General features: G+C 63.6%; 15 protein-coding genes and 1 pseudogene. 6 read left to right on the plus strand and 10 right to left on the minus strand.

The genetic code is table 11. From position 1 onward, the window contains the following. Positions 1 to 9: 9 nt before the first annotated feature. The gene (locus EXE52_RS00105) at positions 10 to 2229 is read right to left on the minus strand and encodes a hypothetical protein (RefSeq protein ID WP_089307719.1); all 2220 of its coding nucleotides are present in this window, start codon (positions 2227 to 2229) and stop codon (positions 10 to 12) included. Positions 2230 to 2338: 109 nt separating this feature from the next. Between EXE52_RS00105 and EXE52_RS00110 the strand changes: the two genes are divergently transcribed. Further along, positions 2339 to 3502, plus strand: coding sequence for a GAF domain-containing sensor histidine kinase (locus EXE52_RS00110; RefSeq protein ID WP_176454996.1), 1164 nt, complete (start codon positions 2339 to 2341; stop codon positions 3500 to 3502). On the opposite strand, the gene EXE52_RS00115 is transcribed toward EXE52_RS00110, so the two are convergent. From EXE52_RS00115 to EXE52_RS00125, 3 genes are all read right to left on the minus strand, one after another. After that, positions 3499 to 5478, minus strand: a complete 1980-nt coding sequence (locus tag EXE52_RS00115) for a glycosyltransferase family 2 protein (protein WP_137703378.1) — start codon at positions 5476 to 5478, stop codon at positions 3499 to 3501. The two genes, EXE52_RS00110 and EXE52_RS00115, sit on opposite strands and share 4 nt — an antisense overlap. After that, positions 5475 to 6542, minus strand: a complete 1068-nt coding sequence (locus EXE52_RS00120) for a HEAT repeat domain-containing protein (protein ID WP_137703405.1) — start codon at positions 6540 to 6542, stop codon at positions 5475 to 5477. The genes EXE52_RS00115 and EXE52_RS00120 overlap by 4 nt, the downstream gene beginning before the upstream one ends. A 176-nt stretch (positions 6543 to 6718) precedes the next feature. Beyond that, the gene (locus EXE52_RS00125) at positions 6719 to 7099 is read right to left on the minus strand and encodes a response regulator transcription factor (RefSeq protein WP_049929707.1); all 381 of its coding nucleotides are present in this window, start codon (positions 7097 to 7099) and stop codon (positions 6719 to 6721) included. A gap of 92 nt (positions 7100 to 7191) precedes the next feature. On the opposite strand from EXE52_RS00125, the gene EXE52_RS00130 reads away from it, so the two are divergent. Both EXE52_RS00130 and glmS read left to right on the plus strand, forming a co-directional pair. Continuing rightward, the gene (locus EXE52_RS00130) at positions 7192 to 8367 is read left to right on the plus strand and encodes a sugar phosphate nucleotidyltransferase (protein ID WP_086215936.1); all 1176 of its coding nucleotides are present in this window, start codon (positions 7192 to 7194) and stop codon (positions 8365 to 8367) included. Positions 8368 to 8369: 2 nt separating this feature from the next. After that, positions 8370 to 10262, plus strand: a complete 1893-nt coding sequence (gene glmS, locus EXE52_RS00135; RefSeq protein WP_137703379.1) for a glutamine--fructose-6-phosphate transaminase (isomerizing) — start codon at positions 8370 to 8372, stop codon at positions 10260 to 10262. A gap of 19 nt (positions 10263 to 10281) precedes the next feature. Here glmS and aglM read toward each other — a convergent pair whose 3' ends face one another. The 3 genes from aglM to EXE52_RS00150 all read right to left on the minus strand — a co-directional run bounded on the left by aglM (position 10282) and on the right by EXE52_RS00150 (position 14702). After that, on the minus strand, positions 10282 to 11592 hold the full coding sequence (gene aglM, locus EXE52_RS00140; protein WP_137703380.1) for a UDP-glucose 6-dehydrogenase AglM: 1311 nt from the start codon (positions 11590 to 11592) through the stop codon (positions 10282 to 10284). Between the two features lie 151 nt (positions 11593 to 11743). Beyond that, positions 11744 to 12565, minus strand: coding sequence for an SWIM zinc finger domain-containing protein (locus EXE52_RS00145; protein WP_049929710.1), 822 nt, complete (start codon positions 12563 to 12565; stop codon positions 11744 to 11746). Between the two features lie 940 nt (positions 12566 to 13505). Beyond that, the gene (locus EXE52_RS00150) at positions 13506 to 14702 is read right to left on the minus strand and encodes an orc1/cdc6 family replication initiation protein (RefSeq protein ID WP_049929711.1); all 1197 of its coding nucleotides are present in this window, start codon (positions 14700 to 14702) and stop codon (positions 13506 to 13508) included. A 333-nt stretch (positions 14703 to 15035) separates the two neighbouring features. Between EXE52_RS00150 and EXE52_RS00155 the strand changes: the two are divergent. Then, positions 15036 to 16036: pseudogene (locus EXE52_RS00155) on the plus strand (IS630 family transposase). A 6-nt stretch (positions 16037 to 16042) separates the two neighbouring features. On the opposite strand, the gene EXE52_RS00160 reads toward EXE52_RS00155, so the two are convergent. Beyond that, positions 16043 to 16273 carry a hypothetical protein gene (locus tag EXE52_RS00160; protein ID WP_199239122.1) on the minus strand — a complete coding sequence of 77 codons (231 nt, stop codon included), beginning with the start codon at positions 16271 to 16273 and terminating at the stop codon, positions 16043 to 16045. Positions 16274 to 16316: 43 nt separating this feature from the next. On the opposite strand from EXE52_RS00160, the gene EXE52_RS00165 reads away from it, so the two are divergent. Then, entirely contained in the window at positions 16317 to 16586 is a 270-nt protein-coding gene (locus tag EXE52_RS00165) for an AbrB/MazE/SpoVT family DNA-binding domain-containing protein (protein WP_049929712.1), read from the plus strand. 3 nt (positions 16587 to 16589) lie between these two features. Here EXE52_RS00165 and EXE52_RS00170 read toward each other — a convergent pair whose 3' ends face one another. Continuing rightward, on the minus strand, positions 16590 to 17273 hold the full coding sequence (locus EXE52_RS00170) for an HNH endonuclease (protein WP_137703381.1): 684 nt from the start codon (positions 17271 to 17273) through the stop codon (positions 16590 to 16592). A 1512-nt stretch (positions 17274 to 18785) separates the two neighbouring features. Continuing rightward, entirely contained in the window at positions 18786 to 19556 is a 771-nt protein-coding gene (locus tag EXE52_RS00175) for a hypothetical protein (protein WP_137703382.1), read from the minus strand. Between the two features lie 879 nt (positions 19557 to 20435). Here EXE52_RS00175 and EXE52_RS00180 point away from each other — a divergent pair. Further along, positions 20436 to 22310 carry a hypothetical protein gene (locus EXE52_RS00180; RefSeq protein ID WP_199239123.1) on the plus strand — a complete coding sequence of 625 codons (1875 nt, stop codon included), beginning with the start codon at positions 20436 to 20438 and terminating at the stop codon, positions 22308 to 22310. The last annotated feature ends 138 nt before the right edge of the window (positions 22311 to 22448 follow it).

Genomic DNA, 22448 nt, shown 5'->3' on the forward strand with positions numbered 1-22448 from the left:
CCGCTCGCGTTATTCTCCGTTCGCGTAGCGCCCGAACACGTCGCCCACGATCCGACCGGACTCCTTGAGCCGTTCCGTGTACGCCGGTCGGTCCCACGTCGGCGGCTCGAACCGGAGGGAGCGCAGGCTCCCGTCAGGGACGCCCGGAACCGCGTGCGTCAGGTTCGTCTTGGCGTCGAGTTCGGCCGCGGTCCCGTCTGCGTCGACCGGGACGTAGGAGGCCGCGGCGACGTCGATCGCCTCGAACGTCTCGTAGTCGTCGAGTCCCTCGCTCCAGAAGTCGCCCAGCCGACGGCGGCGACTCGGGTCGGCGACGTTGAGCAGCTGCCAGGGGAGCCTGACCTCGATCGCGTCGTTCGACGGCGAGACGTGGACGTCAGCGAGCGAGTCGTACCGGTCGGAGTCCGGGTTCCCGTTACCGTAGCGGAGCCGTCCGGTCTCCACCGACTCGAACGGAACGCGCTCGCCGGTCTTCGGAACCGTGTAGCCGCGATTGATCACCAGCCGCAGCGGCGAGAAGACGCCCGGGTCCGGCTCCCGGTAGCGGTCGAGGTCGAGCCCGGCCTCTGCGCCGTACTCGTACGCGAAGGCGTCGTAGCGGGGACGGACGGTCACTCGAGAGGCATCGGGACCGCCGAGGCGGACGACGAAGTCGGCCGGTGCCGCCGCACCGAGACCGTGCGGGAGCGCTCGCTCGCCCCGGTCGGTGAGCCCGATCGCGAGGAAGTAGTTGGTCGCGTCCCAGTCGACCCCGCCGCCGAGGGCGTCCGCTTCGATCCTGACCGAGAGGTACGCCGCGTCGCTCGTGACGCGGAGCCCGGTCAGTTCGCGGCTCGCGTCCGCGCCGTCGCCGAGCCGGACGGGGTCGCGCTCGGGCGTCGCGGTGGCCGCGTCCGCCCACGCGTCGGCCGACCCGTCGAGCGGAACGGCGCCCGCGGGGTCGAACGCGAGCAGGCCGAACCGCTGTTCGGGCGTCTGGACGTTCGACCAGAACGGCCGACGGTCGGAGTCGGAGAACGGGGCGAGGTTCCACGTCCGCTTGAACCACTCGTCGTGCCAGCTGAAGGCGATCCCGCCGAGCGTGCCGGCCTCACGGATGTCCTCGTACATGGCGGCGAGGATCTCTCCCTGCTCCGTCTCGGTGTGTCGGCCCTGATCGCGGCCGTGAACGTCGCGCTGGGCGATGCCGCGGGAGGCCGGGACGCCGAACTCGGCGACGAGCAGCGGGTGGTCGGTCGCGCCGACGAGGTCGTTCAGGTAGCCGGCGTAGCTGTTCGGCTCGCCGCGGTGGTCGACGTAGTTCGCGTACTCGGGCGTCTCGTTCAACAGCGGCGGGTAGTAGGGGTACACGTGGTACGCCGCGAACGTGCCGGCCTCGGACGCGTCGGTCGCCTGGATCGCGTCGGGGTCGACGGAAACGGAGTCCTCGTCGTGGAACGGCTCGTACGGGTGTTCGAGCGGGTCGGTCGTCACCCAGTTCGTGAACGCCGCCGGGCGCTGCGCGCCGTACTCGTCCGCCTCGTACGCGACGGCGGCGTCGAGGCGGGCCGCGAGCCACGCCTCGAAGGGGCTCGCCGCTGGCGCGGCGAAGAACTCGCCGTCGTAGCCGGTCGCCTCGCCGAGCCGGTCGGTCTCCCGAACGACCGCCGGCGGCCACTCGATGCCGACGACGTAGCCGAGGACGGCGTTGCTCACGTCGGCGTCGTACGTGCCGCTGGCGTACCCGGGCTCCGGGTCGATCGTCGTCGCGCCGTGGACGGCGTCGACCACCTGCCGCATTGAGCGGTCGAACGAGGGCGACAGCGCGGTCGCGTCGCCCGCCTCCCGGAGGGTCTCCTCTCCGATCCAGTTGCCGTGGATGACGTAGATCGGGTCCGCGTGCGACCGGTTGTACGCCGCGAGCGCCCGGTAGAACGCGGGCGGGTGGACGGTGTACACCCGGACGACGTTGACGTTCAGCTCGCCCATCAGCCCCAGCCACCGGTCGTACTCGGCGCGAGTGATCGCCGCCTCGCCGGGGAACCGGCCGGGCTTGGCCATCCCGAGGTTCACGCCGCGGACCGACAGAGAGTCGAACGCCCCGCCGTCGACCGCGACCTCGAACCCGTCGTCGCCGACGCGGAACCGGCGCGGCGGGCCCTCGCTCAAGCCGAGACCGCGGAAGCCGCAGCCGGCGGTCCCGACCGCACCGGCGACCCCGACGCGACCGAGGAATCGGCGTCTGCGCATGAGGGCACGTGTCGGCGGACCGGAATAAGGCTGTCTTCGGCCCGGTTCGAGATGCGGTTTTATGCCGGACCCGCGACAAACCGGATCCTAGCCAGCGACCCGCTTCACCATGGTATCTGACACGTCCCGTTCCGAACCGTTCAAGAGCCTGCTACAGCTGACCGCGACCGACCAGTCGACCGAGGAGCGCCTCCTGAAGGCGATAGACGTCGGCCGGGAGTACCTCGGCGTCGACAACGGCGTGCTCTCGTACACCGGCGAGGGGCGCTACGAGGTGGTCGAGACGAACATCCAGACCGGCCCCTACACCCAGGGGGGCGTCGTCGACCTCGACGGGACGTGGTGTCGCCACGTCGTCGAAAGCGGCGAGGCGATGGGCTTCGCGGACGCGAGCGAAACCGAGTACCGCGACGACCGCGCGCTGGAGACGACCGGGCTCCACTGCTACGTCGGCGCCGAAGTGACCGTCGACGGAGAGACGTACGGAACGCTCTGCTTCTCCGACGACGTTCCGCGAGACGACCCGATCACGGACGCCGAGCGCGACTTCGTCTCGGTGCTCGCGCGGTGGGTGAGCACCGAGCTCGAACGGCGGAAACACTACGCGGAGCTGCGCGAACAGAACGAGCGCCTCGACGAGTTCACCGGGATCGTCGCGCACGACCTCCGGAACCCGCTGTCGGGGGCCATCGGCTTCGTCGAACTCGCGCAGGAGCGCGTCAGCGGGCAGACGGCCGAGTTCCTCGACCGCGTCCGGGGGGCGCTCGACCGGATGGAGTCGATGATCGCGGAGTGCCTGATCCTCGCGAAGGAGGGCGCCGACGTGGGCGAGCGGAGTTCGGTCGCGCTCGAACCCCTCGTCAGAGAGGCGTGGGACACGGTCCAGACGCGCGACGCGACGCTGACGGTGGACGTGGCCTCCGAGACGGCTATCGTCGCCGACGAGATGCGCCTCCGACGGCTCTTCGAGAACCTCTTCCGCAACAGCGTGGAACACGGCGGGCCGGGCGTCTCGGTGACCGTGACCGGCGACGCGGACGGCTTCGTGATCGCGGACGACGGGCCCGGGCTCCCGCCGGCGGTCGAGGCGGCGCTCACCGCGGCCGACGCGGAGAATGTCAAGTCGTTCGGGCTCGGGCTGTTGGTCGTCCAGCGCGTGGTGACGGGCCACGGCTGGGACCTCGCCGTCGACAGCGACGACGACGGGACGCGGTTCGCCGTGAGCGACGTCAACGCCGCGGAGCCGGTCCACGAGGCGCTGCGCTCGGACTAACTGCCCCCGTCGAGGACCCAGACGAACTCCTCGTCGCCGGCGCCGTCCAAGGGGTCGCGAGTCCAGACGAATCCGCCGTCAGCGGGGCCGAGCGACGGGTCGGTGACCCAGACGAACCCGCCGTCACCGACCCCTTCCGAGAAGTCGGTCGTCGCCGCGAGCCGCGCGGATTCGTCGTCGTCGAGCGCGATGACGAACCCCCCGTCGCCGGCGCCGAGCGACGGGTCGGTGACCCAGACAAATCCCCCGTCGCCGACCCCCTCCGAGAAGTCGGTCGTCCAGACGAATCCTCCGTCGCCGGCGCCGGCGGTCAGCTCCCCGCTCGGGACGAACCGGCCGGTGCTCTCGTCGGCCGCGACCCCGGCGAGCCAGCGGAACCCGTCCGTGTCCGACGCGTCGACGAGCCGGTCGACCCAGACGAATCCGCCGTCGTCCGCCGCCGCCGCGGCGGCACCCGTTTCGGACGCCGAATCGTCCGGTCCGGCCTCTGAGTCCGTCGCCGCGGCCGTTGCGACACCTGGCCCGGCGGCGCCCGCCGCCTCGGCGCTGTCGGTCCCCGCATCGCCGAAGCCCCGCCGCTCCATGGCGCCCCACGACTGGTCGCCGCGGAGGTACTCGATCAGGCCGTGCCAGGCGACGATCGTCTTCCACTGGCGGTAGCCGAAGTTCTCTAACACGCCGTACCAGAGCAGTCGGAGGACTTCCCACGGGGACTCGTAGCGGTTGTAGCTCCACACCTCGCTGAACACGCCGAACCAGGAGAGGAACACGCCGGCGCCGACCGTGAGCAGCAGGAAGAGGAGGAAGAACTCGACGTTGAGGATGCCGAGGTACCACCCCAGCGGAAGCAACACGTAGCCGAACCCCTCGATGAGCGGGCCGAGCGCCTCGGCGGCGGTGAAGAACGGTAACACGACCGTGCCGACGCGACCGTACGCCCGACGGAAGAACATCCGCCGGCTCGCGACAACGGTCTCCATCATGCCGCGGTACCAGCGCCGCCGCTGGCGCCCCAGCGTCCGGAGCGTCTCCGGGACTTCGGTCCACGCGACGGGCTCTGGGACGAACTCGATCCGGTAGTCGATGTCGTTGTCCGAGAGGTGTTCGTGGAGGCGGACCACCACGTCGAAGTCCTCCGTGATCGTGTCGTGGCGGTAGCCGCCGATCTCGCGGACGCGGTCGGTCCGAAACACGCCGAACGCGCCGGAGATGAGGATCAGCCCCTTCAACCGGGCGAGTCCGAGCCGCCCCGAGTAGAACGCCCGCAGGTACTCCATCACCTGAACGCCCGCGAGCCCGGTCTTCGGGAGGTTCACCTCCTTGACCTGTCCGTCCTGAACGACGCACTCGTTCGCCACACGGATCGTGCCCCCGCTGGCGACCGTCCGCGAGGGCTCCTCGAGGAACGGCGCGACGACGTCTAACAACGCGTCGCGGTCGATCACGGTGTCCGCGTCGACCGCGCAGAACAGCTCTTGGTCGGTGAGCCAGACGCCGGCGTTGAGCGCGTCGCTCTTCCCGCCGTTCTCCTTGTCGACCACGAGGAGGTCCTCGTGGGTCGCGGAGCGGTACACGCCCCGGATCGGCTCCGAGGGCACGTCGTACGGCACCTCGGCGTCGACCGGGCGGAGCCCGAACGCCTCTTCGAGCCGTTCGAGCGTGGCGTCCGAGGAGCCGTCGTTGACCACGACGATCTCCTGGTCGGGGTAGTTGAGCGCGAGCATCGAGCGCACGCTCTCGACGATGCTCGCCGCCTCGTTGTACGCCGGCACGACCATCGCGACGCCGGGGTAGAACGGGCTGTCGAACGCGCGGAACGACGGGGTCCACTCCGACTCGCGGACGCTGTCCCGGAGCTGGAACAGCGCGAGCACGTGGATCAGCAGGTAGCCGACGTTGATCAGCAGGTAGTACGTGACGATGAACACGCCGGACCCGACGACGAGCGTCGTCCCGAGGGCTTCGAGCGTCGTCATCCGCGCACCTCGTCGTGGAGCCGGTCGCGGTCGCGAGAGATGTCTCGCGCGAGCCGATCGAAGCGGGCGTGCTCGACCGCCCACGCCCACGCGATGTCGAATGCGGCGGTCTCGTCGACGGAGCGACCGTTGGCGGACGCGGTTCGGCCCGCCCCGAGGTCGGCGCGCGGCGGGTCGTTCGGGTCCACCGCTTCCGCCGAGGTCCGCTGTGAGACCAGCGTCTCGGCCGCGGTGACCCGCGCCCGCGCGTCGGGGTCCGCGGTCCCGGCGGCCTCGATCGCCGCGATCGCCTCCGCGTCCCCCCACGTCCCGAGCGCTCGGTACGCGCTCGCGCGGACCGGCGGGGTCGGGTCGGCGGCGATCGCGGCGAGGTCGACAGTGTCCCTGACCGCCCGGTTCCACCCGTACGCGCCCAGCGCCCGCCACGCTGCCGACCGGACGCTCGGGTCGGGGCTCGACAGCGACCCGACGACCCACGAGAGATCGGCATCCCCGACCACGGTGGTGAGGTGGCGGACGACGAGCAGCGCCTGCCGCTGGAGCGCCGGCGGCCACCTCGCGAAGTCGGCGGCCGCCCGCTCGAAGAACGGGCTCGGGTCGCGCTCAGCGACGCGGTACAGCGTGTCGACGCCGAACACCGAGAACGACTCCGGCTCGTCGCGGAGGAGCAGGTCGACGCCGGTCGTCGCGCAGTCGTCCGTCTCGGCCGCGTACAGTATCCGAGCGGCCGCGGCGCGCTCCCGCGGCGTCTCGGTACAGTGCGTTCTGAGCAGGTCGCGGTCGGGCGCGTCGCGGAGCAGGGCGAGCCAGACGAGCGCGTGGGTGCGGTCCCAGTAGCCGCCGTTCGCGATCTCGCGGCGGGCCCGCTCGTGGACGCCCAGTGCTCGCCCGAGTCCGGCCAGCGCGTCGGCGTCGCGACCGTCGAGCTCGCGGAGGTACACGTCGAGCAGCGACTCCAGTTCGTCCCGCTCCGCCGCCGAGAGGCCGGCGACCCACTCGTCCCACGCCGGGTCGTCGCGGCCGTAGAGCCGGTCGAGGAGCTCCGACCGCAGCGCGGCGCGCATCGGGACGCGACGTCGACGTCGCCGGGCCGCGAGAAGCGAGTACCCGAGCGTGAGGACCGCGGCCGCGAACAGCAGCGAGCCGAGCACGACGACGGCGAGCGAGAGCGTCCCCGACTGAGGACCCGCGAGCGGACCGTACACGGACGTCGCCGTAGTCGGGGCCGCGAGCGGCACGGTTACGCCTCGACCAGTCGGTCTATCCGGGCCAGCAGTTCGTTCGGGCTGAACGGCTTCGTGAGATACTCGTCGGCGCCGGAGTCGAGCCCCTTCAACACGTCGGCCTCTTGGCCGCGCGAGGTGAGCATCACGACGGGGACCTCGGGGTCGACCGCGAGCTCGCCGCGCCGGATCGTCCGCAGCAGCTGAGTACCCTTCATCCGCGGCATCATCACGTCGAGGACGACCACGTCGGGGGCGGCGTCGGCCTCGTCTAACGCCTGCCGGCACTCCTCGCCGTCGAGACACACCGTTAGGTCGTACCCCGCGTTCGACAGTTTGTACTGGAGGATCGACCGGATCGTCTCGTCGTCGTCCGCGATGACGGCCGATTTAGCCACGTCAGAAATACGTTCGGTTGGCCACTTTACTTTTCGGCACCGACGCTCGGTCCCGCGAACGATTTAAATCGCGGCGGACGGACCGTTCCCGTATGGGAAGCGAATCCGTGACCGCGGTGATCCTCGCCGCGGGCGAGGGACGGCGCCTGACGCCGCTGACGAACCGGCGGCCGAAGCCGATGGTGCCGGTGGCGAACCGGCCCCTGCTCGAACACGTGGTCGAGGCGATCACGGCGACGGCGATCGACCGGATCGTCCTCGTCGTCGGCTACGAGCAGGAGCGCATCCGGAACCACTTCGGCGACGGCGACGACTGGGGGGTGACGATCGAGTACGTCGAGCAGTCGACCCAGCTGGGAACCGGCCACGCCGTGTTACAGGCCGAGCCGGTCGTCGACGGCCCGTTCGTCGTGCTCAACGGCGATCGGATCGTCGACCCCGCCGTCGTCTCGCAGGTCCGCGACCGGGCGATCGACGACGACCTCCCCGCGATGGCCGTCACGACCGCCGCGAACCCGCGCCAGTACGGCGTGGTGACGCTCGACGGCGACCGCGTGACTGACATCGACGAGAAGCCGGAGGGGGCCGTCGAGACGAACCAGATCAACGCCGGCGTCTACGCCTTCTCCCCGGCCGTCTTCGACGCGATCCGCGAGACGCACGTGGCCGGCGAGCTGGCGATCACGGCGACGCTCGACGACCTCGCCGCGACCGAAACGCTGTCCGCCGTCCGGTACGACGGCCGCTGGCTCGACGTGTCGAACCTGTGGGACCTCCTGACCGTGAACGCGGCACTGATCGGCGATTCCGGGGCGTCGGACGCCGACGGTCCCACCTTCGGCGACTCGGTGACCGTCGCCGACGACGCAGCGCTCGCGGGCAACGTCCGCGTGGGCCCGAACGTGACGATCGGCGGCAGCACCGCGGTCGGCAGTAACGCGACCGTCGAGGCGGGCGCGGTCGTGGAGAACGCCGTGATCTTCCCCGACGCCGTGATCGGCGCCGGGGCGGTGGTCAGGGACGCGATCGTCGCCGGCAACGCCCGGATCGGTCCGAACGCGACGGTCGCCGGCGGCCCGGCGACGGTCGTCGTGGGCGACGCCGTCCACCGCGGCGTTGAGCTCGGCGGCGTGGTCGGCGACAACGCCACCGTCGGGAGCGGCGCGACGCTCGCCGACGGCGCGGTCGTCGGCGACGACGTCACCGCCGACGCGGGGGTCGTGATCGACGGGCGGATCGAGTCGGGCGCGGTCGTTCGGAGGGGATAACGATGTGTGGAATCACCGGCTACATCGGCGACGGTATCGCGCTGGACGACGGAGAGTCGGCCGCGAACGACGGGGCGACCGGCGACGCCGCGGGCGACGGGGGCGGGTTCGCCCGCGTGGGCGACATCGTCCACGAGGGGCTCCGCAATCTAGAGTACCGCGGCTACGACTCGGCGGGGGTCGCGCTCGTCGGCGAGGCGAGCGGGCTCACCGTCGCGAAGCGGTCGGGCGAGGTCGACAACCTCACCGTCCCCAACGTGCCCGACGCGACGCTCGGCGTCGGCCACACGCGCTGGAGCACACACGGCCCGCCGACGGACGCCAACGCCCACCCGCACACGGACTGTACGGGTGATGTCGCGGTCGTCCACAATGGGATCGTTGAGAACCACGAGGCGCTCAAAGCCGAACTGGCTGACCACGAGTTCACGAGCGACACCGACACCGAGGTCATCCCCCACCTGATCGAGGAGGAACTCGCTGCGCAGCGCGGCGAGGGCGACCTCCTCAACGCAGTCCGCGCCGTCGAGGACCGCTTAGAGGGAAGCTACGCGATCTGCGCGGTCCGCGAAGGGGAAGACGAAATCGTCGTCGCGCGCCGCGGGAGCCCGCTCGTGTTAGGTCGCGACGACGACGCGACGTTCGTCGCCAGTGACGTGACGGCCTTCTTGGAGCACACTCGCGACGTGACGTATCTCGAGGACGGCGACGTGGCGGCGCTGTCGGCCGACGGCGTCGAAATATACGCCGACGGCGAGTCCGTCGACCGCGGCACCGAGACGGTCACCTGGGAGGCCGACGCCGCCGAGAAGGGCGGCTACGAGCACTACATGCGTAAGGAGATTCACGAGCAGCCGGAGGCGCTCCGGCAGACCATCGCGGGCCGGCTCGACGTCGACGGCGGCGGCGTCGATCTGGACGTCTCCTTCCCGCCGGGCTTCCTCGCGGACCTCGAAGAGATCCAGATCGTTGCCTGCGGCACCTCAAACTACGCCGGGCGGTACGCCGCGCGGCTGTTCGAGGAGCTCTCGGGGGTGCGCGCGACCGTCGAAATCGCCAGCGAGTACGAGTTCGGCGCCGGGCGCAGTCCGGACCGGACGCTCGTGGTCGCGGTGACACAGAGCGGTGAGACCGCGGACACGCTCGGCGCGGTCCGGCGCGCGAACGCCGCCGGCGCGCGGACGTTCGCCGTGACGAACACCCTCGGCAGTACCGTCACACGCGAGGTCGACGATACCGCGTTCATCCGCGCCGGCCCGGAGATCGGCGTCGCGGCGACGAAGACGTTCGCCTCGCAGGTGGCGACGCTGACGATGCTCGCGGTGGCGATCGGCCGCGAGCGCGGGGCCTTGGCCGCCGCCGACGCGCGGCCCGTGCTGGAGGGGCTCCGCGACCTCCCCGGCGCGGTCCAGCAGGTGCTTGACAACGAGGACGCGGTGCGCGAGGCCGCGACCGAGTACGGCGACAGCGGGGCGTTCTTCTTCGTCGGGCGGCAGCTCGGTGTGCCCGTCGCCCTGGAGGGCGCGCTGAAACTCAAGGAGATCTCCTACGACCACGCAGAGGGGTTCGCCGCCGGCGAGCTCAAACACGGCCCACTCGCGCTGGTGACGCCCGACACGCCTGTGCTGGCCGTCCTGACCGACGGCGCGCGCGCCGACGAGACGATGAACAACGTGACCGAGGCGCAGACGCGCGGCGCGCCCGCGATCGGGTGTGTGTCCGCTGGCGAGGAGTACGCCACGCTGGACGTCTCGCTGCCGGTTCCGGACGTGGGGCTCGTCGAGCCGCTCGTCGCGAACGTCTACCTCCAGCTGTTCGCGTACCACGTGGCCAACGACAAGGGTCGGTCGATCGACAAGCCGCGCAACCTCGCGAAGAGCGTGACGGTGGAGTAGTCGAACAGCATTCCGGCTCTTACCAGGTCAGCCCTTCATAGATAATCCCGTCGCGGCGCTCGATAATCCGCCGCCCGTCGACGACGATCGGGGTCGCCATCGCGTCGAACTCCTCGTCGAGCGCGGCGAACTCGTCCCAGTCCGTGACGATGACTGCGCCGTCGGCGCCCTCAAGCGCCGCCGCGGCCGAGTCGGCGTAGGTCACGTCGTCGACGTAGTCGGGAGCGTTGTCGGCCGCGACCGGATCGTAGGCGGTGACCGTCGCGCCGCGCGCCTGAAGATCGCGGATCACCGGAATCGCGCGTGAGTTCCGCATGTCGTCGGTGCCGGGCTTGAACGCGAGGCCGAGGACGGCAATCTGTGCGCCCTCGAACTCCCCGTCGAGATGGTCCGCAAGCAGGGCAACTAACCGTTCCGGCTGTCGATTGTTAACATCGATAGCCGCATTGAGGACTGCCGGATCGTAGCCCGTCCCCTCCGCAGCCGAGATTATTGCGCGAACGTCTTTTGGAAAACAACTCCCCCCAAACCCCACGCCGCTCTGAAGGAACTGCTCGCTGATCCGGTCATCCAAACCGATCGCGTCGGCCACCTCGTACGCGTCGACACCCAGCTCTTTACAGATGTTCCCGATGTCGTTGATGAGACTCACCTTTGCCGCGAGGAAACTATTGTTAGCGTATTTGATCATTTCGGCGGTCCGCGTATCGGTCTCGACGACCGGCGCGTCAGCCGCCTCGACGAGCGGGTCGAACACCGATCGCATGTCCTCGAGCGCGCGGTCATCGTCCGCGCCGAGGACGACCTTGTCCGGATTGAGGAAGTCATGGACAGCCGTGCCTTCGCGCAGGAACTCCGGATTCATCCCGACGCCGAAGTCCTCGCCGGCGGTCTTGCCGCTTTCTACCTCCAGGATCGGCGTGATCGTGTCCGGGGTTGAGCCGGGAACGACTGTGCTCTTCACGACGACGGTGTGCCAGTCAGCCGCGTCGGCGAGCGTCTCGCCAAGTTGGCTGGCTCCCGCTTCCATGATCGACAGGTCGATACTGCCGTCGTCATTCTGCGGGGTCGGGAGACAGAGGAACGTCACCTTGGTGTCGACCACGGCGTCGTAGTCGGTGGTCGCGCGGAGGCGACCGGTGCCCTCAGGCCCGGCGTGTTCGACGATGAGTTCCGAGAGGCCTTCCTCGTGGATCGGGGCCTCGCCGGCGTTGATCGTCTCGACGACCGTCTCGTCGATGTCGATGTTGATCACGTCGTGGCCGAGGTCCGCGAAACACGCCGCGACGGTCGTCCCGACGTAGCCGCTGCCGACGATGGAGATGCGCATCTTTGCCGTCCCTTCGGGAATCACCGATAAGAAACGTGTGATCGGGGGAGCGGCCGTACGGTTAGTCGGGCGACCGTACCGTATTCGTAGAAACGCTTACGAACGACGATCCCCTCGAGCGGTCACCCGATCACGCGGCTGGTACCGGGTCTCACCCGTCCGATCCATCTACCAGTTCCTCTTTCAGGTCAGCCGTCGCCCGCTCGAACTGGTCAGCGAGATACGGCGTCCCCGACTCTATCCGTTCCTCGAGGAAGGCGACGGCGTCCGTGGCTCCGTCGGCCTCTCGGTCTGCGGCCGCCGCGCAGTCGACGTACCCATCGAGCGCTCGCGTGAACGCCCGCGAGAAGTGGTCGTACGCGCCGTCGACACGCTCCATGTTGTCGTCAAGCGACTCGACGAGCGCCCGGTAGACCGCAGCCGCCGACGCGTCACGGCCCTGCTTACGGTACTCGTCCGCGAGATCGAACCACTCCGAGAAGTCGATCGGCTCGAAGACGACGTAGTACTCGGGGTTCGTCTCCTCGAACCGCCGATCGATGGCAGCGCGCAGCTCGTCGACCGACCGCGTCGAGGACTCCCCGAAGCTGGCGAAAAACTGCTCGCGGAGGGCGGCGTCGGTCGCCAACGCCTCGCGAAAGAACTCTCGCAAGGCGTCGGGGTCAGCAGCGTCGAGCGCGGCGTCGAGACGGTCTCCCTCGTCGGCCGGAAGGTCGTTGAGACAGCAGAGCAATACGGCGACGACGTGCTTACATGCTCCCGGTCCGTCGTACGGACAATTGCACCACGGGTCGAATCCGTCGGCCGCGAAATCGACGCGAACGTCGTACTGGCGGCTCCCGCTCACGACGGCGGTTACGGTAGTGTCGACGCGGTGGATCTCGCGGATACGACCCTCGGTGAGGTAGTTCTCACCGCGCTCGAAGACCGCATCCGTACAGATTTCCCGAATCGCATCCTCGGTCACGCCCATGGTCGCAAGGAATATTCCGTCGCCACCTCGAAAAATTTGCGCTTGGATCGCTAGAACCCGTCAGGATCAGCGTCGTTGCGGATCTTCAGGACAGCGGGCAGCGACTCGATGGCCTACACGGCGTGTAAATCGGTGCGACCGCCCGCGCACAGTATGGATCGGTTCTGACGGCGAACATCGATCACTTCGAGCGTCTCGAGAACATGCGGGTGATCGACTGGACTACGACTACGTTTTGGCGCGTGGCAGCTGGGACTGAAAGAGTCCATTTCGTTTGTCTTTGCCGAGTGTCACAGAGAGAGCCGTGTCAGCTTCATGGCGTTTTTCGAGGGCAATCTCCGGATCGAGATCGGCTTGGTACCCGCAGTACCAAACACCATCTTTGTTGTGGGTAAGTCTGCTTGGCAGCGATACTATGGCTCTCGGACACCCCTCGTTTCGTCTGTTCTCCGGTATAGAACTAGTATGATTCGATCGAAGTCGGCCAGCATGGGAAGAACAAGCTAGATACACCCAGTTTTACAAGTGAAACTGGGACGAGTGGACCTGAAGAACTAACTTCACTTACAAAGGTGAAGTGTCTCTCGGCTTTTGACAGCGTGTCACCCAAGAGTGAGAGAGTACGTTTCGTCTGTCTTTGTGAGTAGCTTTTTGCTGTCATCCCGCTATCGCTGTCACAGACAGACGAAACGTACTCTCTATTGTGGGGACGGGGAGAGTACTTTACTTTTAAAGACTACAACACTCTACCGCCGGTCGATAGTGATCTCGAGGTCTCGAACACCCCTCATTTCGTCTGTTCTGTTCTCTACAATGAGTGGTGGCTCTGTCTCATTCGAATCACACCCCTCGTTTCGTCTGTTCTGTTCTCTACAATGAGTGGTGGCTCTGTCTCATTCGAATCACACCCCTCGTTTCGTCTGTTCTTCGGTTTAAACAGCTACGGCTGATTCTCAATCGACTCGCGCGTCTCCAAGATAATGTCGGGATCTAACGCGAGTTCGTATCGGTAGTGAACACCACCTGCGCGTCCTTCGTTCTGTTCGGTTCGTTCGAGAAACCCGAGCATCGTGAGATCCGCGAGATGGTTCTGGATACTTTTTAATGTAGTCAGCGGATCGTGATCCCAGTTTCGTGCGACGCGTTCGTACGCCGCCTGAATCTCTTTTGACCGTGCAGGAATATCCTCGTTCACTTCGATCCGTGCGAGCGACTCTAAGATGAGCTGCCCGTGCATGGTCTGGTCGCGCAGCTTGTCTTGGACACGGCCTCGCTGGACACGCGCCGCAGCCACCTCGATATGGTCGTCGGTGATCGCCGTCGCTCCCTGTTCTTCAGCGACATCGCCGCCCTCGCGGAGGAGGTCAATCGCCTGCCGTGCGCTTCCGGTATCTTTCGCGGCCTTCGCGGCTGCGAGCCTAATAGCGGAGTCTTCACATGCTCCATCAACAAGTGCCTTCTCAGCTCTAGCGGTGAGGATCGACTGGAGTTCATCTGCGTCGTACGGCGAAAAGGCCAGTTCCTTCTCCATCAGCGTGTCTTTGACTTTGGGACTCAGTGACGAGCGAAACGTGTAATTATTGCTGATCCCGATCACGCCGACTCGCGCCGCGTTGAGGTGGTCATTCGCTCGTGCACGAGGGAGTTCGTACAGTAACGAATCAGGATCAGAAAGGTGGTCGATCTCGTCCAGAATGAATAGAAACGTGCCACCACGCGACTCCATTTCCTCGTACAACGTTTCGAGGGCGTGCGACGTCGAGAGGCCGGTTTCCGGAAATTTCTCTCCGGCATCTCCACGGAGACTATTTATAAGCGATCGAACCGTTCTGTACACGCTGTCGTCGTTACAGTTCCGGAAATGAACGTGGAGTTCCTCGGCTTCATCCCGCCGCTTTACTTCCGTCTGGAGGGCGCTCATCATGTACTCCGTGACCGCCGTCTTCCCGACACCGGTTTTCCCATAAATGAACACGTTTGCGGGATTTCGGCCGAAAAGCACGTCTTTGAGTGCCGATCGATACGCGTCAATTTCATCGTCTCGTTCGACGATAACGTCCGGACGATACTCCTCCGAGAGAATAGATTTGTCCTCAAAAAGGGTTTCAGTCATCTCCGTGAAGAGATCTTCAGACATTGTTGATATTCTGAGTAACACTACTTACTAACTTAAGAGTGACGTTTGTCTGTTTACTGTGTTTCGTCTGTTTTCTCGATACAGCCGGAGGGAGGATCAGTACCCGAACTCCGTGATACAGAACAGACGAAATGAGGGGTGAGGTTGATCGCCACCAGTGATGCACCCCATCGCCCTACTGCGAGAACAGACGAAATGAGGGGTGTCTGCCCGACATGCCCCGACCCTCGGTTACTAACACGGAAACAGACGAATTGGCATCTTCTCCGCCCTGAAGGCGGGGTTTTATAGTAGTCGGTAGAACTTTTTACTCAGAGATATATGTTGCCTGTAATGGATCACCTCAACGAGATCTCCGTCGAAGAACTCCAAGAGGCGCTTGACAATGTTGATGGAAACAAGCCGACTCAACGGCTGTTAGCTGCGATCGCGTACAAAAACGGCGTCACGCAAACCGAACTTGCCGAGTGGTACGACACAGAGCGAAAAACGATCTATAACTGGCTCAACCGACTCGATACCGACGAACCGCTTGAACAAGCTGTTACAGATGCTCACCGATCTGGTCGGAAACGAAAACTCTCAGAAAAACAGCAATAAGAGTTTGAACAAACAGTCCACGAATCACCCGAAGAGATCGGCGTTGACGCGCCGGCGTGGACGCCGGCGCTCGCACAAGAATATCTTGAAGAAACGTACGGCGTCGACTACTCAATCCCAAGCTGCCGGCGGTTATTGAAAGAAGCGGGATTGAGTTATCAAAAACCACGCCGTTCAGCGTCTGAATCCGACGAAGACGAGCAAGATGAGTTTTACGACGAGATTAAAAAAAGCGGCGCGAAATGGACGCCACAGTAGTCTGTATTGATCAAACCAAGAAATCTGTCCAAGTTGAGCCGCGTGCCGCGTGGTTTCCGCGCGGCACGCGGCCTTCTGTCGAATTATCTGGTCAACGGGACTGGACGTGTCTGCTGGGCGCGATCACCGAAAACGGTGATCGCTTCTTCTCTCGATTTACAGAGTACATTACCGCTGATCACGCAAAACATTTCATTTTAGCACTATGTAAAGAATTTGAAGATGATTTGATTGTCGTTCTCGATGGAGCACCGTATTTTCAGGCATCGGCCGTCACGGACCTCGTGGCCCGTGACGACCTCGCCTTTGTGACGCTCCCATCATATTCGCCGGAACTGAATCCTGTCGAGGAATGCTGGAGACAGCTCCAAGCAGCTCTCAGCAACCGCTTTTTCGACTCACTCGACGAACTTACAACAGCAATCGACAGTGCTCTTGATCAACTCTCGATTCCAAAAGTGAGTAATTATTTCTAGCAACTACTATAGCCTTGTAAGTTCCATACTCTGCTCGACCTCGTAGCCGACGACGGTGAGTTCGGTGGCTTCCGAGTCGATCAGGCTCTCGAAGACATCCTCTATCAGGGACGTTCCGATACCTTCGACGAGCGCCTTCGGCTTGTCTTCCGTGAGGGCTGGAGGCGCGTACTCTTGCTCGCGGCGAGGACGACTGCTTGCATGGGTGCGAGGTCTGACCGTTCTCCAAACGTCCACATGCGGCGCAACATGTATTGTGTGTGAGCTTGGACTGCTGCGTATGGCGACTGAAGGAACTCCCGAGGAAACCAAGGTCAGCGATCGGGGTATGGTCACGATCCCGGCGGACCTCCGTCGACGTCTTGACATCGAGCCCGGCGACAAACTCCGGTGGAACGTTGATGAAAAAGGGAACCTCTCTGTGGAGATCGTCAAGCAGTGGTACGGCTCGTTCGACGACTTCGATCCAGTCTCGATGGAGGGCGGTGGGTCTGAAACCCATGACCTCGCAGGTCACGAGGACGATCCCGTCTTCTCGGAGACCAACTGATGACTATCCTACTGTTCGGTTCGATCGCTTGCCATCGTTAGCGCCGTACTCGAGGATGACGTCGACATCAGCGATCGGTTTACGGTCGACGGGGTGCCAGGCACTATCGGTCCATTTATCGACGACACGCCACCACCCCGGGCCGTCGTGACGTTCAACGAACCGTATTCGGTAGCGTCCGGAGTCTTCGAGTGTGTACTCGATGGTGGCTTCCTGGATATCTGCTGGCTGTTCACGGTGGCCGCCGTCACTCCAGATTGCGTCCGCGTTGAACTCGTCATTGGAGTCAGTGACGTCTCGTTCGTATCGGAGATACGACGTACTCCGGGGGGTGCCGTCGTCGTCTCCGTAACGCCACGCAGCTTCTTTTGCTGTCAGCTGTGGCGTCTCGGCGTATTCTTTCCGGTGGGCGTTCCACGCATGCCGATCCGAGATTGGGAGCTGGCGGTGCCACTGCCGGTACGGCGGCTCGTCTACCCGGTGGATATGGACATGACAACTCTGACACAGCGGGATGGCGTTCGCGACTCGATCATCTGTATCGTCGCCGTTGAGATGGTGTAACGAGAGTTTGTCCTGTTGTCCCCCGCCGACAGCCGCTTGGAGCCAGCCTTCCGGCGACCGCCCGCAGATCAAACACTCACGGCCCCATGCATCATACACTGCTTGTCGGAATTCGTCTGTCATCGTGATCGAGCTGGTGAGCCGTTCAGATGTGAGCCCCACACGGTACCGGTCGCGTTGGTTGATGTCGATTCAGGTGTCCATAGCACGCCCGAAATCGACAAACGAGATACGGAGCACTCGCTGTCAATTTGAGGCGTGACTCGTTGGGTGTTCCAACTCATTACACTGAGGGGGCGAACGGGAGGCTTTGCTTCCCCTTTCTTTCGCCCTCTCACTTTCACCGAGGGATACAAACAGATCGGCTGGACCGATCTCGAAATACGGGATATCCACCTATATATAGAGATCAGGCTGATACCTCCAGCTCTAGGTGGAAGTACAGTCCATCGAGTTCGTCTCTTTCTTTTTGGCCGATCAGAAGAGAACACTCACTGTACTATACTCACAGATAGTCGAAAAATACCACTCAAATTAGGGTACTCCAGCGGTACTTCTAGTATGTGTTAAGCTTATACTTAGTGTGAGAAGGGTGAGTACCATTCCACGCTAAATCCCATGACGGGGTGGTTCACACACTATCTGTGACCGATTGAATATAAGAATAACAACCCCCTTACCGGAACTGAGTGTGAGAAAGCCACCAAGCCAGCGGGCCACCACGGAGGGAAAAAGAAACAGATCGAACGCACCCAGACACCGCCATCTAGAAAACCCTCCCACTAGCGTCGGCGACGGCGTCCGTACAGGCTGACGGGATCGACACCCGTAGAAACGACCCCACGACTGTACTGCGACGCAAGGATAGACATCCCACCTGACGGGCCCCCGCTCTCACGAACGGACTGGGTAATCGAATCCCCGTGCTCCCAAAGCGGTCCTGACTCAGAGAGACCGATTGGACGCATGACACAGACGCATCGATGATGGTGGCGGCGTGTTCACCAATCCTGGCTTGCGAAGGGCATTCACACCGATCTGAGAACCACCGTGGTGTTACTTTTTTTGCTGCGTGTTGAGATACTGCGACGACCCTCGATCTCCCCTCCGATTACCGACATCGGCTATCCGTTCACTAGGGGGTGGGTGCACCAACAACTGCGGTTTAGATCAGCGAAATACTCAGATTTTATAGATACGGGATCGAGACTCAGAACTTTCCTGAAGAGCGCGGGTGAAACCCGAATCGGATCTGCGTTGGCGCCCGCCAGCATCTACCATTGGTTGTGTTGGTTGTCCCTTTTTGGTTTTGATATCACATCTCAGATATATAGTGCGACAGCAGGTGGATTCCTTTGGCTGGTTGGTCATTGTTATTCTTATATCCAATCGGTTCCAGCTAGGATGACTCGCTGTCGTCTTGCGGTTTAGTGTTCTGTAGGGTGACGCGTGTACACCCTACTCTGTCGTAGATTCACCCTAGTATATGGAGGCCTCACAGTAGTATGTCCAGCTGATCGTCTCCGAAAGAGAATATGTTTCTGCTGTCTGGACCCTCGCTGTCGTCGCAGTTGTCACCAAGCGCTGTCTAAGCCAATAGTCGATCCACAAGACGACGATTCGATGACGGCAATATCAACACGACTCAGAATATTGATATCCTGCCTTCAGCTGATCGAGAATCTCGACAAACGCGGCAGCGATTCCGATCGAGAACATCGCCCAGAGGACACCGGCGACGGGGAGTGTCACAGTTCCGTCAGCGATCGTGATCAGTCCAACGGATAGGGCTGTCAGTGCCACACCGGCGGTGCTGAAGCTCATCCCAGCGCCCCAAGGATTCGAAAGCCGACCACCCGCGAGTTGCGCGGGAATCACTGCTGGTCGATCAGCGGTCTCAGGGAGGGGCCAGACTGTCGTCTTGACGTCGTCTCTTGGGCTCGGATCGTCCATCGTGATCTGATCTCGGATGTCGTCAGGGTGTGTTCGATCAAAGGCTGGGGCGACGTCCCGTTCCGCTGGGAGCCCCAATTTCTTATCTGAGCCGTCTTCGACCTGTTCGAGAATCCCAACCGCAACCAAATTCTTGAATGTCGTCCTGTAGGTGTCTCTCCCTGGTTTTTTTGTATGGTTGAGCTGGAACTTTTTGTGTTGATCAATGAGGGTCTGGAGCCGAAACCACCGTTGATCTGTCGCACCCGTCCGCAGTTGGACTAAATGGAAGGCGGTTATTGGATAGAAACAGTGGTGGCGTTGTCCTTCCGTACGGATGCCTGCTAGGCTCGGAAAGATATCCTTGAGGGCGTGTGTCTCGCTCTGGTCAATTTCATCGAAGACCCAGTCTGGTAAGTGATCGCCCAGATCCTGATCGAGTGCTCGATCAATATTGATAGTGTCTGTAGTCATTAGTTTCTGTACCGCAGTGCGTCGTTTTGAATCTTTTTCTGAAAATGATAGACGTGTGACTAGCCCGCATATGTGTGCTGCGGGTTTTGATCTCGATCGTCTTGAGAACAGACTCTCCATATTTCACAGAAGATTATTTCTATCACTAGATAGTTCTCCGAGAAAATCGGATGTTGTCGTTTTCTCCTTCTGAATATTGACGTATCGGTTCTCTTTGCTCACTAAACTAATGAGTGGTTAGTGTCCTCTATCAATATAAATACATCGACTAATAGAGACTCGTCGATCGGTCGGCGCGGATTATCTTCCTCCCGTCACTCTCTCTAGTCACACGAGAGGGCAACTGCCACACCAACGGACGAACCGAGAGCTCACAACTGACTGCGTCGGCAGACTCTAACGCACCGACACTCCGATATACATGACCAATTACACTGTCGCTTTCCCCCCACGCCGGCTGGCTGCGGCGAGGATGACCCAACTGGCAGCACCGGGGAACACGATCGGCAACGACCAGAACGCCGCGCTCGCGAGAAGGATCGACACCATCACCGACGGACGCCTCGGGCACCGCTAACCGAGCACGGATACACTGTACAGATGTTCAAACGCGTTCCAAACGCGGCTGATCCGCCGGACGCACAGACGCCAGCGATCGCGCGACATGGCGCAGTTCACGCTTGCGAAAGCGGTGTCGACGATCCCTCATACCGGATCTCTACGTCGCTTGCTCTGGCACTATCCCGGGTCCTGACACGCGGACTCGGAGAAACAGGGTATCCGTCGATCGAGCTGCTCGGGCTGACCGGCGTCGAGGTTCCCACTGTCGTGCTCCACGGGAGCGGAACAGAGATGCATAATACGGGGTGGATAGGTCCCGTGTCGACGCCGTCGACACAAGAGCCGAGCGAGGCGTTAGCGGCGATCTGTACCGAGGAGTTCCCGGACTGGTACGGCATCGAAACGGGAACGCTCGTTCTCGATACGGTCGGGCTGGCCGCGGTCCCGACAAGTCGGCTCGTCGTTCGCGAGGGGGCACCTGATGCGGCAACGCTCGATTCGCTACTGCGGACGATTCTCACCCGTAACCACAATCGCAACGTCCCGACGCTCTGTCAGCTGCTCGTCCGTCTCGCAGGAACCGATCAGTATCAGGTGACGGCTCGCGTCGCCGAACTCGGGGTCCCGTGCCGCCCCCTCGGTCGGTACGGGCTGGCGTCGTCGCTGGCGTCGCCGACGCCCTGTCCGATCGATCGCGAAACGCCGTCGGAGATCACCTCTAGTCGGTGTCTGGCGACCGACAGGTGGGAGACCAGCATTGAGTCCGGTCATACTCGGACACCAGGGCTGGCGGCGAGCGACGGACTCACGCCCGCATCGGACGCGGCGGTGACGGCCTTAGAGCTCCGGACCAGCACCCACGAGTTCGCGTCGTTGCTGGCGGGGACGGCGGGAGCGGAACCGTATACATCGCTGGGGGTTGCGCCGACGATGACCCTCTCGGAGCCGGGGTTGGCGGCGCTTGTTGACGTCACGCCGCACTACGAATCCTGCGACTGGCCGGTAGCACCGTCACGGTTCGCGCCGCGGTTCATCCGCGACACGGTCCATTCTGACGCCGCTGGGACGGACAACGAGTCAGTCCTCGCCGGTCCACAACGGCTCATGACGTTGCTTGGCGTCCAAGACGGGAACTCGATTCCCGACTTTGTCGACGGGTGGCTCTCGGAGAGCGGTATTACTCACGAGTCGGTCGCTGACCGCTCACGTGGTGACCCGCACTTTCGGGGACATCCGCATGACCCGGAGGGACCTGTCGTGGTCGCCGACCCGGAGGCCGACCCGACGGAGAATATCCTCACGTCTGCTGGGGGACTCATTATGGCGGCGAATCGGGCGCGCCGATCAGACGCACATCTCCTCGTGATCACGCCCTCAGAGCAGACTGCCGAGTGGGCCAGAGACGTGCTGACAGTCCCTTATCTTCGCCGTCAGGGCGATACCGCGCAGCTGTACACCGTCCCGATGGACATCCAGACAGTACAAGGTGATGTCGTCGTTGCTCCCCGGGAGTCGGACCCCGTCTACTGGACCGTCTCCGATACTGGCCGCCGAGCGGTCTATCAAGCGGATCGGTGTCTCGCGTCGGGGCCGGTGACGGAGCCGATCGCCTCGTACGCCTTCGAGGCGCCGCGGGTGCGCAAGCGCGACGGCTCGCTGTACGTCATGACTCCCGAGGGAGACGTTCGAAAACGGTTCGCCTCTGCCGAGGCTCTCCATGCCGAGTATTTGGGCGTGCCGCGTCCGATCATGCCAGTCCGACCGCTGTTCTGTACGGATGTCACGGTCGCCGCCCGGGATGGCAGTTCTCTCCGTGAACCGCCCGTCCCATTCGGCCAGTTCGAGGGGTCGGATCACCAGCGCCGCCCAGAACATTACAAGCGCGGACTCGTGGAGTTCATCGAGACTTACACGCGACGGACATCGACGCAACCGTCCGCTGACACCAGCACCGCACCGCGGTTCGTCGAGCAGTTCCGGCGTTGGTATGACGGACATTCGACCCGATCACCACCGTCGCGATTGCGCGTTGCTGATCAGATAGATCAGCTCCGGGGGCGCAGCGAGATCACCGACGCCGGGGCATTGACCCGCCATTCGTGGTGGACCCCGGCTGACTCGCTCCCGCTCGCACTCGCACACGGCCACGCTGACGACACAATCGTCGCAGCTGACCACCCGAACACAAACTAACCACTTCATGAACAACACTGAACTCGAATTGATCGATCTGCTAAGCGGGAGTCACCACAGCCTATCACGGCTGGGGGGGCTCCACGCTCTGCGGACATCAGTAGCACGACGTATCGTCCCCGATCGGCGGCACAGCTA

This window comes from Halorubrum sp. CGM4_25_10-8A, from assembly GCF_005435025.1.
GTDB lineage: Archaea > Halobacteriota > Halobacteria > Halobacteriales > Haloferacaceae > Halorubrum > Halorubrum ezzemoulense.

Excerpts from the sequence above, each read along its gene's own strand:
- EXE52_RS00105 (WP_089307719.1), bottom strand. The coding sequence starts at position 2,229 with ATGCGCAGACGCCGATTCCTCGGTCGCGTCGGGGTCGCCGGTGCGGTC.
- EXE52_RS00110 (WP_176454996.1), top strand. The coding sequence starts at position 2,339 with ATGGTATCTGACACGTCCCGTTCCGAACCGTTCAAGAGCCTGCTACAG.
- EXE52_RS00115 (WP_137703378.1), bottom strand. The coding sequence starts at position 5,478 with ATGACGACGCTCGAAGCCCTCGGGACGACGCTCGTCGTCGGGTCCGGC.
- EXE52_RS00120 (WP_137703405.1), bottom strand. The coding sequence starts at position 6,542 with ATGCGCGCCGCGCTGCGGTCGGAGCTCCTCGACCGGCTCTACGGCCGC.
- EXE52_RS00130 (WP_086215936.1), top strand. The coding sequence starts at position 7,192 with ATGGGAAGCGAATCCGTGACCGCGGTGATCCTCGCCGCGGGCGAGGGA.
- glmS (WP_137703379.1), top strand. The coding sequence starts at position 8,370 with ATGTGTGGAATCACCGGCTACATCGGCGACGGTATCGCGCTGGACGAC.
- aglM (WP_137703380.1), bottom strand. The coding sequence starts at position 11,592 with ATGCGCATCTCCATCGTCGGCAGCGGCTACGTCGGGACGACCGTCGCG.
- EXE52_RS00145 (WP_049929710.1), bottom strand. The coding sequence starts at position 12,565 with ATGGGCGTGACCGAGGATGCGATTCGGGAAATCTGTACGGATGCGGTC.
- EXE52_RS00150 (WP_049929711.1), bottom strand. The coding sequence starts at position 14,702 with ATGTCTGAAGATCTCTTCACGGAGATGACTGAAACCCTTTTTGAGGAC.
- EXE52_RS00165 (WP_049929712.1), top strand. The coding sequence starts at position 16,317 with ATGGCGACTGAAGGAACTCCCGAGGAAACCAAGGTCAGCGATCGGGGT.
- EXE52_RS00170 (WP_137703381.1), bottom strand. The coding sequence starts at position 17,273 with ATGACAGACGAATTCCGACAAGCAGTGTATGATGCATGGGGCCGTGAG.
- EXE52_RS00175 (WP_137703382.1), bottom strand. The coding sequence starts at position 19,556 with ATGACTACAGACACTATCAATATTGATCGAGCACTCGATCAGGATCTG.